Source organism: Alkalilimnicola ehrlichii (genome assembly GCF_003399765.1).
In the GTDB taxonomy this organism is placed as follows: domain Bacteria; phylum Pseudomonadota; class Gammaproteobacteria; order Nitrococcales; family AK92; genus AK92.
Map to the genome: position 1 here is coordinate 114,998 of NZ_NFZV01000003.1, position 15,663 is coordinate 130,660.

Here is a 15,663-nt window from a genome sequence, read left to right on the forward strand (position 1 = left end):
GGTAGGTCGTGCGGCGTCTCAAGGTGGACCGGCGTCGCACCGGCCGGTTGGCCCAGGGGGTGTTAGTCGGCGTTGCCTTAATAGCTCTCGGGTTCTTGATACAACTGGCTGGGATCTTTAGTGCCCATTAGTTGGCCGAGAATCTCCTGATGCATGGCAAGAAGCTTACCGTTACGATTATTCAGGCGTTGGCACTCGGCGATCTGGTCGCCGAGTTGTTGCCAGTTATCCGTCACGTGTGTCTTAAGCGGTTCGTTGAACGCCGAAAACAGGCGTTGCATGCCGTCTGCATCCGCTTCCAGGCGAAAGGCAATGAGAATCTTGCTGCGTCGCTCGGCCCGTAGTTTCGCCTGTTCCGTCAGTTCGGCGATTTCCCCGTTAAGCGTGCCGATACGTACGGAATCGCGTTCGAGCAAGCCGTCATAGAGCGCTTCCATGAGTTCGCGAATGCGGCTGTACTCACGGAGATCGGCTTGGATGTCGTCGGCGACGACGCTCAGCAGTTTCTGGGTCTGGTTCACACGTCACTACCGCGATGGTAGGCCATTACGCTGCGTGCCAGTTCCTCTACGTCCAGTGAGACTTCGCCGCGTTGTAACGCGAGTTTGATCTCGGCGACCTTTTCCAGGTCGACGTCCGGCATCGCCCGTAGGGCCTGTTGCATTTGGCCGATAGGCAGCGTCGCTTCTTCCTGAAGCGGTACGCTCTTCTCCTTCCGGTGGGCTGCCTCCTCTCGGGTGGAGCCGGGGCCGTCAACGGCCGTTGGAGGAGTGATTCGAAAGTGTCTGTTAATTTCCATGATGTCTTCCAGCACCGGGTCTATTAGGAAACGCCGACCGCTTTCCTTGCCCTAGGGGGTTAGGCGACGAGCAGCGTTTCTCTATATGAGCGACCGTCCGTAGTGGAAAATTAAATAAGCATGGAGAAGCCGTTGCTTCTTAACCTGCGCCTTGGCTCATGCAAGGGCGAGGACACTCATGCTTTATCGGCCACTATCGCTCACGAAGCCTGGTGTTGCCACCAGGTCTGGACGGCCAGACCATCCTGTATTTTTTGTTCCTGCTTGGCAAGCGTCCGCGACCACTCGGCACGCCGTGCATCGACGGCATTTGTGACCACTTTCTCATGGCGAAGCGCCGCTTGCAGTTCCCGCTCAAGCCGCGCTAATGCATTTTCCGCCGCGGCAAGTTCGCGTTGCTGTAGCTCCATCATTTTATGCAGCGTGGCTTTGTAATGCTGTTGATTGTGTCGCTGCATGGAGGTGCGCATTTCGGCCGTGAAGTTACACAGCCGCGTGAGGCCGGCAATGTTGTCGCGGTAATGCTGGCAACGGTTGCGCTGATAGACGACCCGTGCCTCGATTTCCCGCACCCGTTTGCCGCGCACGTGGGCCAGTTTACTGAGCAGTGTTATCTGTTCTTTCATGTATTCGCCACAATATTTTGGAGGCCGGTGATACTGTCCGAGAGGTTGGCGCCTTGGCCGGTGTCTTGCCTAAGAAAGCGCTCGATGACCGGAGCAAGTTGGACGGCGCGGTCGGTTTTGCCGTCGGCGCCCGCGCTGTAACCGCCGAGCGGGATTAGGTCTTTGATTCGTTCGTAGGCCGAGTGCAGGTCTTTGAGTTGATGAGCGGCTTTGAGGTGCTCCGGCGTGCTGACCTGACCCATGCAACGGCTTACCGACGCGGCGATATCGACGGCGGGGTAATGGCCGGCTTCGGCTAAACGGCGCGATAGCACGATATGGCCGTCGAGAATGGCCCGTGCGGTGTCGACGACCGGATCTTGCTGATCGTCGCCTTCGGCTAATACGGTGTACAGCGCGCTTAAGCTGCCGTTCGCTTGCTCGCCGTTACCGGCCATCTCCACCAATTGCGGTAGCATGCCGAACACCGATGGCGGATAACCCTTTGTCGCCGGGGGTTCGCCTAATGCCAGTGCGATTTCCCGTTGTGCCATGGCGTAGCGGGTCAGCGAGTCGACAAGCAATAGCACGTCTTTCTGTTGGTCGCGGAAATAGGTGGCGATGCTGTGGCAAAGTTCGGTCGCTTTCAGCCGCATAAGCGGCGACTCGTTGGCCGGTGCGACGACTACCACGGCTTTCTTCAGCCCTTCCGGACCCAGCGAATGGGTAAGGAACTCATTGACCTCGCGGCCGCGCTCGCCAATAAGCCCAACGACCACCACATCCGCTTTCGTATGGCGGGTAATCATGCTCAATAGCACGCTCTTACCCACGCCGCTGCCGGCGAATAAACCGACCCGTTGGCCTTTGCCGACGGTGAGCAGTGCGTTGATCGAGCGGACGCCGACATCGAGCGGCTCGGTTACCGGCTTGCGCGCTAACGGGTTGACCTCGGTTGGCTCGACCGGCAGCACGTCGCAGCCGGTTGGTGCTTCACGCCCATCGAGCGGTTCGCCTAAGCCGTTGACTACGCGGCCCAACCAGGAGTCGTCGATCTTTAGGCTGATCGTCTCCGGTGCGGGGTAAACGCGGGAGCCAGTGGTGAGGCCGACCGGTTTTTTAAAGGGCATCAGGTACGTTATATCGCGATTGAAGCCGACAACTTGTGCCTGTAGTAAACGCCCATCGGCGGTTTCAATGTAGCAGCGTTGACCGATCGAACGATCGCAGCCGAGGCTTTCCAGTAAGAGCCCCGTGGCGCGGACTAAGCGGCCGCTAACTTTAGCCAGCTGCACCGTGTCCAGCGAGCGTAAGGCTTCGTCGAGCTTGAAGGTCGCGCCCATAGCGATGATCTCAGTTGTCTTCTAAGGTCATGTGTTCGGCCAGCGTATCCATGCAGGATTCCAACCGTTGTTGACAACCCACGTCGGCTTCCGCATGCGCGGTGACGACGCGGCATTCGCCAAGGCCGAGTTTGTCGTCCGGCACTAAACGCCAGTTGGCGGCAGCCTCCGGTGCGAGATCTTTGATGCGGGCATACTCTTCGGGGTTGAGCAGAATGCGAACTTCTTCTTGCTTGCCGGGCATGGCCGCCAAGGCTTCTTCGGCAAGCACCAAGAGCTGGTTCGGGTGTAAGGTCAGCTCCATGCGAATGACTTGTTTGGCCACCTTCTGCACCAGCTCCAGCAACTCTTTACGTCGTTCTTCGCTGAAGGTCCGGCGAACGGCGTCGAGTTCGGCCAGGGCGTTGTTCATGAGTTGGCCGAGTTGAGCGAAGTTTTCTCTGGCTTCTGCCAATCCTTGCTCATGACCCTGTTGGCGTCCTTGTTGGACGCCTTCTTCGAAACCTTTGCTAAGGCCTTCCCGGTGGCCGGCCTCGTGTCCTTGCGCAAGGCCCTCGCTGAACCCTTTCTCAACCCCTTCCTGAAAGCCGTCGGCGATCGCCCGCTGTAAGGCGGCGGGATCGTTTTCCGCTTGGGCCGTTTCTCCGACCCCGGAAGGTTGTCGTAGCGTTTGGGATAGCGGCGGGAAGCGGTGCTGCCGCCATGACGCGCCGGCATTTTTGATGATTTTTATCGCCATGCCGTCCCCTTAATCTACAGTTTGCTCGCGGAAAAGTTGCAGCTGGATCTCGTCGTTGGCTGCCATTTCACGCACCATCGCCATGATTTCCTTGCGGACTTGCTCGATCCGGCTGATGGGAATCGCGCCTTGCCGGCGATTGATATTGTTTAGCTGCTGCATCTGCCGGCGCGGCAGCGCGGCGTGGACGGCTTTCACAACTTCCGGCTCGGCACCCTTTAAGGCGACTGCCCACTCGTCGAGCGGAATAACCTCGAGCAGAACCTGCAGAACCTCTTCCGGCTGCCGGGAGAGAATGAAGAAGTCGTACATCTGGTCTTCGATGCTGCTGACCAGTTGTGGGTCGCGCGCCCGTAAGATCTCGAACATCTGATCTCGGTTGCCCGAGAAGCGGTTAATAATGTCGGCCGCTTGTTTGATGCCGTGCACGGTAGAGCCCTGCATGGAGAGCACTTCCAGGCTACGGTCGATCAGCTGTTCAAGTTCTTGAATAACGTCGCTACTGACGTCGCTTAGGTTGGCGATCCGATAAAGGAGATCGTCCTGGCGCTCCTGCGGCATGCACTCGAGCACCGAAGTGGCCATTGCCGGCGGCAGGAACGCGAGGAAGACGGCCTGCATCTGCACGTGTTCTTCGGCCAACAAGGTGGCGAACTGCGCCGGGTCGAGCCACTCCAGCTTTGCCATCTTGGCGCGGATTTCCTCGCCGTAGATACCGTCGAGCAGGGTGCGCGTGATGTCGCTACCGAGCGCTTTGTTGAGCATGTTGCTCAAGTACGCACGGGAGGCGCCTTTGATGCTGCTTTGTTCTTTGTACTCGTCGAAAAAGCGGCTGATCACGTCGGAGACGACGGGCCGCTTGATGTTGCTAACCCGAGCCATCGCCTGACTGATATTGACGATTTCCTCGCGCGATAAATACCGCAACACCGATGCGGACACTTCGTCTCCCATGCTCAGCATGAGGATCGCAGCCTGCTCGAGCGAGCTGACCGAGCGCAATTGAGGTTCGGGCGCGGTCAGCTCTTTCGACGAGCGTTTGGCATCAGACCGTGGGCTTTCGATCTCGCTCATTACGTCCTATCCAGTGTTTGATGATTTCCGCAACCCGCTCGGGGTCGTTCTCCGTTAGCATCCGCAGGTGCTCGATTTGCAGCTCCAGGCCGGAGCTGGGATCGGGCAGCGGAATCTCCGCCAGCGGATTGAGTTCGCTGAAGACTTGCCGGTTAGCAAGCGCTTTGCGTTCGTTCTGTTGAACTAATGCTTCTGGCATCGCCGCTGGCTCTTGCTCCTCTTCTTCCTCGATCTGTTCGGGAGCCGGCAACGGTGTGGGGCGCGCGGCGCGAATGGCCCGAGCCGCCAACATAATCAGGAACAGCCCGAGTAAGCCGGCAAGGCCGAGCCGTACCAAGGCATGGACATCGGGATCTTGCCACCAGATCGTCTCCTGAACGGGCATTTCTACCGGAGCGAACGGAAAGACATTTAGCGTCAGTACGTCGCCGCGAGCCTCGTTAAAAGCGACCGCGCTGGTGATGGTCGCGGCAAGCTCTTCGCGCAGCTCCGGGGTCCAACCGCCCTCGGGGCCGGTTTGGGCGTTCAGCACGACGGACACGCTTTGTCGGCGTAGCTCGAAAGAGGGATAGCGAACGTGACTGATCGTCTGGTCGTAGTCCAGCCTTCGTTGTGCCTGCTCGCTAACGGCGGAAGGGTTGTTGCCTTCGTTTTCTTCGTTACCTGCGGCAGCTCCCTGATTGGCAGGGAGGTTGGCCAACGAGCCTGGAATGCCGAGTGCCAGTTGTCCGAATACCGTTTCGTTGTTGAGAATTTCGTTGCGTAACCGGCCTTCTTCGCCGAACAACTGCGAGGTCTCCTCCCGCTGGCTGAAGTCGATGTCCGCGGCGACACTGATTCGGTAATTGCCGTGGCCGACGATGGGAGCCAATACCTTTTCGATATTGCTGACGGCCTTTTCCTGATATTCCTCGACGATGCCCCAGTTTTGAGTGGGGCCGCCCCAGCCAGCAGCGCCTCGCGAGAGCAAGGTGCCATACTGATCGACGACGCTGACATCTTTAGGTTCGAGGCCCGGAACGCTGTTGGCGATCAGGTTAGTGATCGCGTTCACCTGTTCCGGTGCCAGGCGATGGCCTTGGCGTAACTGCACCATAACCGAGGCCTTAGGCGGGTTACGGTTACTGACGACAAAGGAGTTGTTCTCTTCCTGAGCCAAGTGAACTCGCGCCTGCTCGATACCTTGCAGTGCCATAACGGTACGCGCCAATTCGCCTTCGATGCTGCGCCTTAAGCGCACGTTCTGGACAAACTGACTTCTACCTAAGGGCTCGTCGCGGTCGAACAGCTCATAGCCTGGCGGTACGGATACTTGTATACCCTGGGTGGCTAACGACATGCGCGCCTCGCCGAGCTGATCCTCGCGAACCATGACTTGCCCGCTTTGCGGATGCACCCGATACCGAATTCGCTGATCGTCCAGCGCTTGCATGACTTCCGCAGCCGGAAAGGATTCGCCGGCGCCGTAAAGCGGCTGGAAGGCGACGTTATCGCGCCAAAGATAGAACACCACCAGCAGGGCGAGCACAATGGCAAGGCCGGCCAGTCCCAAAAGGGTCCAGCGCGGATCCAGCTTTAGGTCTTCGACGCCTAGTTTATTCGCAACGTTCTGCAGCACGTTTCACCACTCAAGACCAGTTAAACCGGCATGCGCCAGATTTCGTCGAATGCCGACGCAACCTTGTTGCGCACTTCCATTAGGGCGGTAAACGAGATGCTTGCCCGTTGGCTTTGCACCATGGCCCCGACCAGATCGTCGCTTTCGCCGCGACTAACGGCCGCGGTTGCCGCTCCGGCTCGGTGTTGCTGGGTATCGATCGCGCGAATAGCCGCTTCGAAGGAGCCGCCGATCGTGTTTGCTTGCGGTTGATTAAAGACAGCAGCCGGTTTGATGGCCTGTCCTTCGGCAATAGTAGCGAGTTGCTGCATTTCGCTCGCGAGCCCCTGCTGAACCTGCAAAATCGAACTCATTGCTGACTTTCCCCTAACCAGTCGGAATTCAAATCGATCCCCTGCTCGCGCATCGCTTTGAGGCGATAACGCAATGCACGCGGGGTTATACCCAAGCTTTTCGCGGCCTTCGCTTTGTGTCCGTTGAAGCGCCGAATTGCATCGATGATGTACTGATACTCGGCCCACTTGCCGCGTGCCCGTAGTGCAGCTTTGCCCTCGACGGCCGCTTCTTGCAGCGGCTCCGGTGCAGGTGCTTGCGGTTCGGGGTTGGGTAGACCAAGATCGTGCGGTTGAATGAATAAGCCGTTGCGGAGCACCAGCGCCCGTTGCATGGCGTTCTCCAGCTCTCGCACATTGCCTGGCCACTCGTGCAGCAGCATGGCGCGCTTAGCGCTCTCGGTGAGTAACTCGTGGCCGGCTTCCTGCGGCGCGTATTGCCGAATAAAGCGTTGCGCAAGCGGGATGACGTCCTCCCGTCGATCTCGCAACGGTGCGATATGCAGCGACAGTACATCGATCCGGAATAAGAGGTCTTCGCGGAAACGGCCTTCGGCGACTTCCCGCCGTAGGTCGCGATTAGTGGCCGCAATGACTCTAACGTTTAATTCTTTCTCTTTATGACCGCCCAATCTTTCGACGCGCTGCTCCTGCAAGACGCGCAACAACTTGGCTTGTAAATCGAGCGGTAATTCGCCAATTTCATCGAGTAGCAGCGTGCCGCCGTTAGCCAGTTCGAACTTACCGGGCTGCGCGGTCACGGCTCCGGTGAAGGCGCCGCGCTCGTGACCGAAAAGAATCGATTCGAGCATGGGTTCCGGTATGGCAGCGCAGTTGACGGCCACAAACGGCGCCTCCTCGCCGGAGGAGAAACGGTGAATGTAGCGCGCCATCAATTCCTTACCGGTGCCGGTTTCGCCGGTTATGAGGATCGGCGCGTCGGCCAGCGCAACGCGTTGCGCCATGGCGAGCAAGCGGCGACCGACCGGCGAGGAGGTTACGAAACCCTCTTCCGCGGCCCGCACTTGCTCTTGCCGGCGCAGTAACGCTCTTAATTGGGATTCGCTAAAGGGCGAGAGTAAGAAATCGGCGCAGCCGAGCTCTAAAAGGGAGGCGGCCTTTTCTTGATCTTGGTAACCGACGACCGGAATAACGCTGATGTCGCGAGCTTTATCAATCAAAGCTGCGACTTGAGGTAGCAACGCTTGTTGCGGGATGTCGGAGACGAAAATAAATAACAGGCTCGCCGCTTCTAATGCATCCGCGTCTATCTGTTCCGTGTGGGAGAAACTTAGCGTCTGGTAGCCTTCTTTAGAGGCACCCGTTGCCAGCAACGACTGCATTGATCCATCGGCGGTACCGATAACCAATAAAGTATTGGGTGCGGGCGCTCCCCCCTTTTGCCCTTCTGCGGGAAAGTCTGTGATTTGACCCAGGCTTTTCACCATTAGCACCTTCTTACTTGTCCTCTGCTCAAGCGACTGCGCGGTTGCTGAGCAAGAGGGGTTCGGTAGGTGTTCTCCCCCCGAACGGTCTGCTTCTGAGCAAGATCAATTCCGATGCCTGTGCTGGCAGCCGTTCATGGCTGCCGCGTTCGGGGCGAGATGCTGGGCACCGAACGCCGTTGTTTTCGTCGCATCTTGTCTTGCTCAGCCCCCATGAAGCGTCGAATCGGCTTCGTCCTTCCTGGTCGCATCAATCGTTTCTCTACGAGTGACCGGGACATCCGCTTTCCCATCGCATCCTTGCGAGAGCTTCCGCTTTGCAGCATCGCCGAATCGATATGGACGCTTCCTTGTATATGTTCTTATAGGCAGTGTGCGCGGAAACTTTAGGGGAAAACTGACGGGTTTTTCACACTTTTGCTTATCGGTAGCCCTAGGCGGTCGTTGGTGGCTAACGCCCCGTCGTAGGCCGTCTGTAGAGTTATTGATAGCAGATTTGTTTCGTCTTTTTGTGACGAAATTATCACTTTTATTATAAGGTGCCGTGATTTTTTTGATAAATTTTGATTTAAATTTTGCCAAGCCACGAGACTAAGGTGATCTTAGGGTTGGCGGGGCTCACGCTGGTGACCTCAGCTCACGCCGTTGCGGCTCGGAAACTTGTTGCCCGTTTTGTGACAGGCCTAACAAATCAAAGGGATGCATTGGTTTTTTAGGTAGAACGGGCGCATGCTAAAGAGGTAGATGGGCGCCATCATTATCGTGATGGGCTGCGCGTCAAGCGCTTGTAACAAGCGCGTTGTTAAATTAAAGCAACGGCCATTTGTGGCGATAAGGGGTGTGTTGTACCCCAAGTGTATTATTGGCGAGGGGGGTGTCGGAAGTGAGCAAAGTCATATATTGCTCCTCCGGTTGCCTAATATCACTGTATGACATGGATCACAAAAATGGGCGCAAAGTCTAAAGTTTATCATGGCGTCCCTTCTGAGAGCTTGACCAAATTGAAACTGGAAAAGCTTGGGAGGCCATACCATAAAATACCGCAGCAGATATATGAATCTGCCCAGAAGCATCCTTCGTTAATTCCCGATTATTTTATGCGTAATTATCGCATCAATATTAAGCCTCAAGGCGTTAATATTGATGCCGTTGAGGGAGAGGTGGCAGACCTTATATACCGCTGTGCTTACGGCAAGGTGGGGTTTTCCATCGATCGGGTTTTATTAACCGAAGCATTAGAGTCTTATTTTGGTAGTCCGACGCTTAACAGCGAGGATACGCCGCCGGTTAGTGCCTCCGAGCAGCGTTTACGTAAGCGCCTCGGGGTGGAAGTTATCGATATCTTCGCTCGCGCAATGTTGGCCGGGGATACTTTTGGCGAATTGACCCAGCACGATAACAGCTACGAAGAGGTCGCGTGGGAATACGTGGCCCGGTTTCGCTACCAAAGCCAAAACACGGGGCGTGCGTCGACCATCGCCATTTACCTCGATGCCGATCTGGTAGACGTACTCATACATCGCTTTGCCCAGCCGATAACTAATTCGGGGCGCGGCAAGCCAATCGATAACCTGCTGCATTTGCCGGTACAGGTCGATTGCGTTGTTGCGAGTTGGCAGATGCCGTTGGCGCAGATTCTGGGCTTGGCCCCAGGGGATGTCGTAGCGGTCCGTCCTTTTGACCGCTACGAAGTCCGGATTAATCGGCAGGAATGCTTTACAGGACTCATCTGCGAGGCCGAAGGCGCTTTGTATCTCACTTCATTGGAAACGGTTAAATCGGCATGAAAGGCGACGTATCCGACAACGAACTGGACGATCTCATCAACGAAGGTGGGCTCGACTTGGACACACAGGAAGAGGTGACGACGGCAGCGCCGGAAGAAAAGCAGGAAGAAGTTCCTGCCGCTAAGCCGGATATGTTTAACCTTTTCGGCAAGATTCCGGTGCGGGTAACCCTAGAGGTGGCCTCCGCGGAGATTACCCTGCAGGAGCTGATGGAAGTCGACAACAGCAGTGTTATCGCGCTCGACAAATTAGCCGGCGAGCCGCTTGACGTTAAGGTTAACGGGGCACTGTTTGCGAAAGCCGAAGTCGTCGTCATGAACGGCAACTACGGGCTGCGCGTGGTGGAGCTTTGCGGTGCCAATCTAGCGGACCTGAACGTATGACGCAGCGCCGAGCTCTGGTTGTCGTCGCACTGTTCGGTGTGCTGGCCGCGGGCTTGTTTCCCCTGATAGCACAGGCGCAGATCCCCTTGTTCGCCATCAACGATATCGATGGCGGGCAAGAGTTCAGCGTGCGGGTGCAGATTCTCATCCTGATGACCATGCTTGGCTTTTTGCCGGCGATGCTGATCATGATGACATCCTTCACCCGCTTCATCATCGTGCTGGCGATTCTGCGACAAGCGCTGGGCTTGCAGCAAAGCCCGCCGAATAACGTGCTGGTGGGCATTGCGTTGATTATGACGCTGCTGGTCATGCGGCCGGTTTGGCAGGATATTCACGACCATGCCTACGAGCCGTTCCAGGCCGACGAGATCACGATGGAACAGGCGCTGGAGGAAGCGCGGGATTCGATCAGTCGTTTTATGTTGGCGCAAACCAACAATAAGGCGCTGGAGACGATGATGGCCATTGCCGGCGAAGAGCCGCCGGAGGAAGTGGCGGATATCCCGTTTTCGCTCTTGTTGCCGGCGTTTGTATTAAGCGAGTTGAAGACCGCGTTTCAGCTCGGTTTTATGATCTTCATACCGTTTCTGGTCATCGACTTAATTGTGTCCAGCGTATTGATGGCGATGGGTATGATGATGCTCTCGCCGATGATGATCTCGCTGCCCTTTAAGTTAATGATGTTCGTGGCTGTGGATGGCTGGACGCTCTTAATGGGGACGCTAGCCACCAGTATACAACCTTTTTAGCTAGGCTATGACTCCCGATACCGCCGTTCATATCGTCTCCAACGCCGTTTACGTCATCGCACTGGTGGTAGCGGTGTTGGTTGTGCCGAGCTTGATTGGCGGCCTTCTCATAGCCATTTTTCAGGCGGCCACGCAAATTAACGAGCAAATGCTCACCTTCTTGCCCCGCCTTATGATTACCTTGGCGATGTTGGTGCTGGCCGGTCACTGGATTATGGGAACGATCAGTGACTTATTCATCGAGATTTTCCAGCAAGCGGGCCGGCTGGTGGGGTAGCATGGACGCCCCGTTGCTCCAGCTGAGCCAGTATCTCAACCTCCTCCTAGCCTATTGGTGGCCGTTCTGTCGCATCATGGCGATGCTAAGCCTCGCGCCCTTGTTTAGTCAGCGGGCAATCATGGTGCGAGTACGGGTTGCGCTGGCCGTTGCGCTAACCGTAGCCATGGGCGCGGCAATCCCCGACTTGCCGATTCTGGACCCGTTTTCGATGCAAGGTGTCGCGGCCGTTTTCGAGCAGATCGCGGTCGGTTTGATGCTCGGACTGGCGCTGCAATTGGTATTTACCATTTATACCTTGGTCGCCGGCATTATCTCGACCCCGATGGGTTTGAGTATGGCGATGGTTAACGATCCCGTGCACGGCGTTTCTTCCTCGTCGATTCTTTACCAGCTGTATTACATACTCCTTGTGCTCTTGTTCTTCGCCGTCGACGGGCACTTGGTGGTGATGAGCGTGCTTTACTTAAGCTTTATCTACTGGCCGATCGGTAGCGGGCTGTATTACGACGGCTTCAGCACCGTGCTGTATGCGTTCGGTTGGGTTTTCTCGGCGGCGGTGTTGATTTCGACCCCGATCGTATTCTGCATGTTTCTCGTGCAGTTCTGCTTTGGTTTGCTCAACCGGATTTCGCCGTCGATGAACCTGTTCTCGCTCGGTTTTCCCATGGCCATCGTTATGGGGCTGACGCTGATTTACTTAACGCTACCGAATCTCGGCGAGAGCTATTTGAATCTCACCCAGCAGTTACTCGACAGCATCGGCATTATGATGCGGGAAAGCGGCAATGGCTGAGGATCAAGGCGGTCAAGAAAAAACAGAAGAGGCCTCCGAGCATAAACTGAAAAAGACTCGGCAGGAGGGCCAGGTCACGCGTTCGAAGGACGTGGCGACGATGGTGTCGCTGCTGGCGACGCTGCTATTGCTCAAGGTCAGTGCCGGTTACATTTTTGGCCTGGTGGAGGAAAGCTTCCGCTTCTCGTACGTGAATTTCGCCCACAGTGAGGTGGGTTTCGAGGATGTCGGGCTGATCATGGCGCAAAACCTGATCATCTTCATGACGCTCATGCTGCCGTTTCTGTTGACCCCGATCTTGGTTGTTGTCTTCGCGTTGATCCCCGGTGGGTGGGTCTTCTCGTCGAAAAACTATACCCCGAAGCTCAGTCGTATCGACCCCATCAAGGGCTTGGGGCGCATCGTTTCGTTACAGAATTGGACTGAGTTACTGAAGTCTTTGGGCAAAATCACTCTGCTATTAACGGTGGCGGCCTGGCAGATTTGGTACGCCATGCCCAATCTTATCGAGCTGCAACGCACCGACACGGTCACTGCCATTCAAGAAGCTTTGTCGCTGACCTTTAATCTTGCCTTTACGTTATTACTGGTTTTTGTGCTGTTTTCCCTGATTGATATACCGCTCCAGCGTTATCTTTTCTTGAAGAAGATGCGCATGACTAAGCAGGAGCGCAAAGAAGAACACAAAAGCCAGGAGGGTCGCCCGGAAGTTAAGGCCCGCATTCGCCAGCTCCAGCGTCAAGTCGCGCACCGGCAAATCAGCAAAGTGGTGCCCGAGGCCGATGTCGTGATCGCGAACCCAACCCACTTTGCGGTGGCCGTGAAGTACGACCCGAAAAAGGCCGAGGCGCCTTATGTGTTGGCCAAGGGACGGACGAAACGGCCCTATACATACGCCAGCTTGCCCAGCAACACGAGCTTGAGGTGATCGAATTGCCGCCTTTGGCACGGGCGATTTATTACAGCACACAGGTTAATCAGCAGATTCCAATGCAGCTATATACGGCTGTAGCTCACGTATTGAGCCACATCGTGCAGCTGAAAGCCTGGCGGCAGGGACGCCGCAACAAGCCGGTATTGGCGACCAATATCCCGATTCCCGAAGAACTAGCAAATAGAGCCCAAGAATGAGCCTACTGCAGAGAATGATTCCGAACTCGCGGATCGCCCAGCTTGGCATTCCGGCGATCATCCTCAGTATCCTGGCGATGATTATCCTGCCGTTGCCGCCGCAGTTGTTGGACGTGTTGTTTACCTTCAACATTGCGATGGCGGTGTTGGTGCTATTGGTCAGCGTCTCGTCCCGTAACCCGCTGGATTTTGCGCTGTTCCCAACCGTCATTCTGGTCGCGACCTTGATGCGCTTGACGCTCAACGTCGCCTCGACCCGCGTCGTGCTGCTCAACGGGCACAGCGGCGATGCCGCGGCCGGTAAGGTTATCGAGTCTTTCGGTCAGGTCGTTGTCGGCGGTAGTTTTATCGTCGGCTTGGTGGTCTTCGTTATTCTGACGATTATCAACTTCGTGGTGATCACCAAGGGTGGCGAGCGTATCTCCGAGGTGACCGCTCGGTTTACCCTGGATGCCCTGCCCGGTAAGCAAATGGCCATCGACGCCGACCTTAACGCCGGCATTCTCGGCCAAGACGAGGCGAAGAAACGACGGCAGGAAATCGCTAAGGAAGCGGATTTCTACGGTGCGATGGACGGTGCCTCCAAGTTCGTCCGCGGCGATGCTATTGCCGGCATCTTGATCCTGCTGATCAACCTGTTCGGTGGTTTCCTAATCGGTGTAATGGTCCATGACCTTGCCGCCGGCGAGGCCTTTCGTCAGTACGCGCTGCTGACCATCGGCGACGGCCTGGTGGCCCAGATTCCCGCGCTATTGCTCGCCACGGCTGCGGCGATCATCGTCACTCGGGTTAATGAATCGTCGGATATTACCCAGCAGTTCCGGGAACAGATGCTGGCCCGCCCCGGCTCGCTGTATACCGTTGCCGGGATACTGCTCATCATCGGTTTGGTGCCGGGTATGCCGCACCTGCCGTTTATCACGTTTGCGGCGTTAATTGCCTTTATCGGATGGCGTGTCGCGCGTACCCAACCGCCCTCGGAAGCGGAGACGCTGGAGCAGACCGAGGAGCTGAACCGCGCGATGGAGCGCGAACGGGCGCAGACGCTGACCTGGGAAGACATTCCGCTGGTGGAGCGGCTTTCTGTTTCCCTGGGCTATAAACTCGTCAATCTGGTTAACGAGGCTTCCGGCGCACCGTTGACGCATCGGGTGCGCGGAGTGCGGCAGACCTTGTCCGAACGCTTAGGCTTCTTGCTGCCGGAAATTCATATCCGCGACAGCCTGCGCTTGAAGTCCTCTCAATACAACATCTACATCAATGGCGAGCGGATCGACGGTGCCGAGTTGTATCCGGACCGCCTCATGGCGATCCCCTCGCCGCAGCTCTACGGCGAGGTCGACGGGATCATCGATACCGATCCTGCCTATGGTATGCAGGTGGTTTGGGTAGAGCCGGAAGATAAGCCGAAGGCTTTGAATTTGGGCTACCAAGTGATCGATTGCGCGAGTGTGGTGGCGACTCATTTAAACAAGACCATCCGCGAGTACTTGCCGGATGTGTTCGAGCACGACGACGTCGAACAGCTCATGGAGCGTTTGGCCGCGCAAGCGCCTAAGCTTGCCGAGGATCTGAAAAATCAGGTGCCCTACACGGTGCAGCATCGTGTCTACCGCCAGCTGCTCCAGGAGGAAGTGCCGCTACGGGATATCGTCACCATCGGCACGACCCTGCTCCAAAGTAGCGAAATCACCAAAGACCCGATTCTTCTGGCCTCCGATGTTCGCTATGCGTTGCGGCGGACGATTGTCTCCGCCATTGCGGGCGAGAGGCGCGAGCTTGGCGTGTTTATGCTCGACAATAATCTTGAGAACACGCTGATGAATGCGCTTACCGTGGCGCAGCAAGCCGGTCAGGTGAGCCTGGATAATATCCCGGTCGAGCCGAGCTTGCTTAACCAGCTGCAAACGGCGATGCCGGTGGCGAAAGAGCAATTGCGCAAAGAGGGTCACCCGCCGATTCTCGCCGTGATGCCGCAATTACGGCCGCTATTGGCGCGCTACGCTCGCGTGTTTAGCCCCGGCCTACACGTCTTGTCGCAAAACGAGATTCCCGAGCGCGTCAATGTGAGCGTTATCGGCACGTTAGGGTAGGTGATTGCTTACGCGTTAAGACGGCAAGCGTCGCCGGCGCTTGCCGAATTATCTTTGAATCGCGACCGGGCCGCGTCTGACTAAGGTGCGGGAGACAAGGTCGGTAAACGCTTTGGATGCCTGATCCAGCTCGAAGCCGATCTGATAGATGGACCGCTCGGGGTCTTTCTTGACCCAGCGGCAGATCATTTTGACATCGACGTGCTCAGTGTTTCCATCTTTATCGGTGCTGTGTAAGCGCATTTCGTAACAGGCGCCGATGGCCAACGGTTGTTTGCCGATAAGCCGCAGGCCTTTTGGCGACAGATCGCCGACGACGCCCATCGGGTCGCCGCTCAGGCTATTGCTTACCTTGATGTTACGCATGTGCATGTAATGGAAACGACGTTCTCGACGCATAGTGTGTTCCGGTTTTAAGCCACTTAGAAATGTATTTGATCGCCATGTCGCCGGCTGCTCTTCCGATCATGCCCTTCCCGGGCGATCGCT

Annotated in this window: 16 protein-coding genes and 1 pseudogene; 7 read left to right on the top strand and 10 right to left on the bottom strand. The window is 56.6% G+C overall.

Features of this window, described 5'->3' with window-relative positions; all coding sequences use genetic code 11:
* Positions 1-77: 77 nt before the first annotated feature.
* From flgN to CAI21_RS04250, 9 genes are all read right to left on the bottom strand, one after another.
* Complete coding sequence (gene flgN / locus CAI21_RS04210; RefSeq protein WP_116301150.1) at positions 78-521, bottom strand: flagellar export chaperone FlgN; 444 nt, start codon at positions 519-521, stop codon at positions 78-80.
* On the bottom strand, positions 518-799 hold the full coding sequence (gene flgM / locus CAI21_RS04215) for a flagellar biosynthesis anti-sigma factor FlgM (RefSeq protein WP_116301268.1): 282 nt from the start codon (positions 797-799) through the stop codon (positions 518-520). The genes flgN and flgM overlap by 4 nt, the downstream gene beginning before the upstream one ends.
* A gap of 200 nt (positions 800-999) precedes the next feature.
* Positions 1,000-1,425: a flagellar FliJ family protein gene (locus CAI21_RS04220; protein WP_116301151.1), complete on the bottom strand. Its 426-nt coding sequence runs from the start codon at positions 1,423-1,425 to the stop codon at positions 1,000-1,002.
* Positions 1,422-2,747, bottom strand: a complete 1,326-nt coding sequence (fliI, locus tag CAI21_RS04225) for a flagellar protein export ATPase FliI (RefSeq protein ID WP_181919260.1) — start codon at positions 2,745-2,747, stop codon at positions 1,422-1,424. The genes CAI21_RS04220 and fliI overlap by 4 nt, the downstream gene beginning before the upstream one ends.
* Positions 2,748-2,757: 10 nt before the next feature.
* Positions 2,758-3,486 carry a flagellar assembly protein FliH gene (fliH, locus tag CAI21_RS04230; RefSeq protein ID WP_116301153.1) on the bottom strand — a complete coding sequence of 243 codons (729 nt, stop codon included), beginning with the start codon at positions 3,484-3,486 and terminating at the stop codon, positions 2,758-2,760.
* Between the two features lie 9 nt (positions 3,487-3,495).
* Complete coding sequence (locus tag CAI21_RS04235; protein ID WP_116301154.1) at positions 3,496-4,560, bottom strand: FliG C-terminal domain-containing protein; 1,065 nt, start codon at positions 4,558-4,560, stop codon at positions 3,496-3,498.
* Positions 4,532-6,178, bottom strand: coding sequence for a flagellar basal-body MS-ring/collar protein FliF (gene fliF / locus CAI21_RS04240; protein ID WP_116301155.1), 1,647 nt, complete (start codon positions 6,176-6,178; stop codon positions 4,532-4,534). Before fliF ends, CAI21_RS04235 begins: the two co-directional genes overlap by 29 nt.
* 20 nt (positions 6,179-6,198) lie before the next feature.
* The gene (gene fliE, locus CAI21_RS04245; RefSeq protein WP_116301156.1) at positions 6,199-6,531 is read right to left on the bottom strand and encodes a flagellar hook-basal body complex protein FliE; all 333 of its coding nucleotides are present in this window, start codon (positions 6,529-6,531) and stop codon (positions 6,199-6,201) included.
* Positions 6,528-7,958: a sigma-54 dependent transcriptional regulator gene (locus CAI21_RS04250; RefSeq protein WP_116301157.1), complete on the bottom strand. Its 1,431-nt coding sequence runs from the start codon at positions 7,956-7,958 to the stop codon at positions 6,528-6,530. The genes fliE and CAI21_RS04250 overlap by 4 nt, the downstream gene beginning before the upstream one ends.
* Positions 7,959-9,052: 1,094 nt before the next feature.
* Between CAI21_RS04250 and CAI21_RS04255 the strand changes: the two genes are divergently transcribed.
* The 7 genes and pseudogenes from CAI21_RS04255 (at position 9,053) to flhA (ending at position 15,174) form a co-directional block, all read left to right on the top strand.
* Entirely contained in the window at positions 9,053-9,742 is a 690-nt protein-coding gene (locus tag CAI21_RS04255) for a FliM/FliN family flagellar motor switch protein (RefSeq protein WP_220347753.1), read from the top strand.
* Positions 9,739-10,125: a flagellar motor switch protein FliN gene (gene fliN / locus CAI21_RS25495; protein WP_116301159.1), complete on the top strand. Its 387-nt coding sequence runs from the start codon at positions 9,739-9,741 to the stop codon at positions 10,123-10,125. The genes CAI21_RS04255 and fliN overlap by 4 nt, the downstream gene beginning before the upstream one ends.
* On the top strand, positions 10,122-10,877 hold the full coding sequence (fliP, locus tag CAI21_RS04265) for a flagellar type III secretion system pore protein FliP (RefSeq protein ID WP_116301160.1): 756 nt from the start codon (positions 10,122-10,124) through the stop codon (positions 10,875-10,877). The genes fliN and fliP overlap by 4 nt, the downstream gene beginning before the upstream one ends.
* A gap of 7 nt (positions 10,878-10,884) precedes the next feature.
* The gene (locus CAI21_RS04270) at positions 10,885-11,154 is read left to right on the top strand and encodes a flagellar biosynthetic protein FliQ (protein WP_116301161.1); all 270 of its coding nucleotides are present in this window, start codon (positions 10,885-10,887) and stop codon (positions 11,152-11,154) included.
* Between the two features lies 1 nt (position 11,155).
* Positions 11,156-11,950, top strand: coding sequence for a flagellar biosynthetic protein FliR (gene fliR, locus CAI21_RS04275; protein WP_116301162.1), 795 nt, complete (start codon positions 11,156-11,158; stop codon positions 11,948-11,950).
* Positions 11,943-13,081: pseudogene (gene flhB, locus CAI21_RS04280) on the top strand (flagellar biosynthesis protein FlhB). Before fliR ends, flhB begins: the two are co-directional and overlap by 8 nt.
* Entirely contained in the window at positions 13,078-15,174 is a 2,097-nt protein-coding gene (gene flhA / locus CAI21_RS04285; protein WP_116301163.1) for a flagellar biosynthesis protein FlhA, read from the top strand. Before flhB ends, flhA begins: the two are co-directional and overlap by 4 nt.
* A gap of 48 nt (positions 15,175-15,222) precedes the next feature.
* On the opposite strand, the gene CAI21_RS04290 is transcribed toward flhA, so the two are convergent.
* A complete protein-coding gene (locus CAI21_RS04290; protein WP_116301164.1) occupies positions 15,223-15,573 on the bottom strand; it encodes a PilZ domain-containing protein in 351 nt (116 codons plus the stop codon).
* Between the last annotated feature and the right edge of the window lie 90 nt (positions 15,574-15,663).

Bases quoted from the DNA above. Each gene is read 5' to 3' on its own strand.
- CAI21_RS04270 (WP_116301161.1), top strand. From the start codon at position 10,885: ATGACTCCCGATACCGCCGTTCATATCGTCTCCAACGCCGTTTACGTC.
- CAI21_RS04235 (WP_116301154.1), bottom strand. From the start codon at position 4,560: ATGAGCGAGATCGAAAGCCCACGGTCTGATGCCAAACGCTCGTCGAAA.
- CAI21_RS04290 (WP_116301164.1), bottom strand. From the start codon at position 15,573: ATGCGTCGAGAACGTCGTTTCCATTACATGCACATGCGTAACATCAAG.
- fliH (WP_116301153.1), bottom strand. From the start codon at position 3,486: ATGGCGATAAAAATCATCAAAAATGCCGGCGCGTCATGGCGGCAGCAC.
- fliR (WP_116301162.1), top strand. From the start codon at position 11,156: ATGGACGCCCCGTTGCTCCAGCTGAGCCAGTATCTCAACCTCCTCCTA.
- CAI21_RS04255 (WP_220347753.1), top strand. From the start codon at position 9,053: ATGCGTAATTATCGCATCAATATTAAGCCTCAAGGCGTTAATATTGAT.
- fliP (WP_116301160.1), top strand. From the start codon at position 10,122: ATGACGCAGCGCCGAGCTCTGGTTGTCGTCGCACTGTTCGGTGTGCTG.
- fliI (WP_181919260.1), bottom strand. From the start codon at position 2,747: ATGGGCGCGACCTTCAAGCTCGACGAAGCCTTACGCTCGCTGGACACG.
- flhA (WP_116301163.1), top strand. From the start codon at position 13,078: ATGAGCCTACTGCAGAGAATGATTCCGAACTCGCGGATCGCCCAGCTT.
- fliE (WP_116301156.1), bottom strand. From the start codon at position 6,531: ATGAGTTCGATTTTGCAGGTTCAGCAGGGGCTCGCGAGCGAAATGCAG.
- flgM (WP_116301268.1), bottom strand. From the start codon at position 799: ATGGAAATTAACAGACACTTTCGAATCACTCCTCCAACGGCCGTTGAC.
- CAI21_RS04220 (WP_116301151.1), bottom strand. From the start codon at position 1,425: ATGAAAGAACAGATAACACTGCTCAGTAAACTGGCCCACGTGCGCGGC.
- fliN (WP_116301159.1), top strand. From the start codon at position 9,739: ATGAAAGGCGACGTATCCGACAACGAACTGGACGATCTCATCAACGAA.
- CAI21_RS04250 (WP_116301157.1), bottom strand. From the start codon at position 7,958: ATGGTGAAAAGCCTGGGTCAAATCACAGACTTTCCCGCAGAAGGGCAA.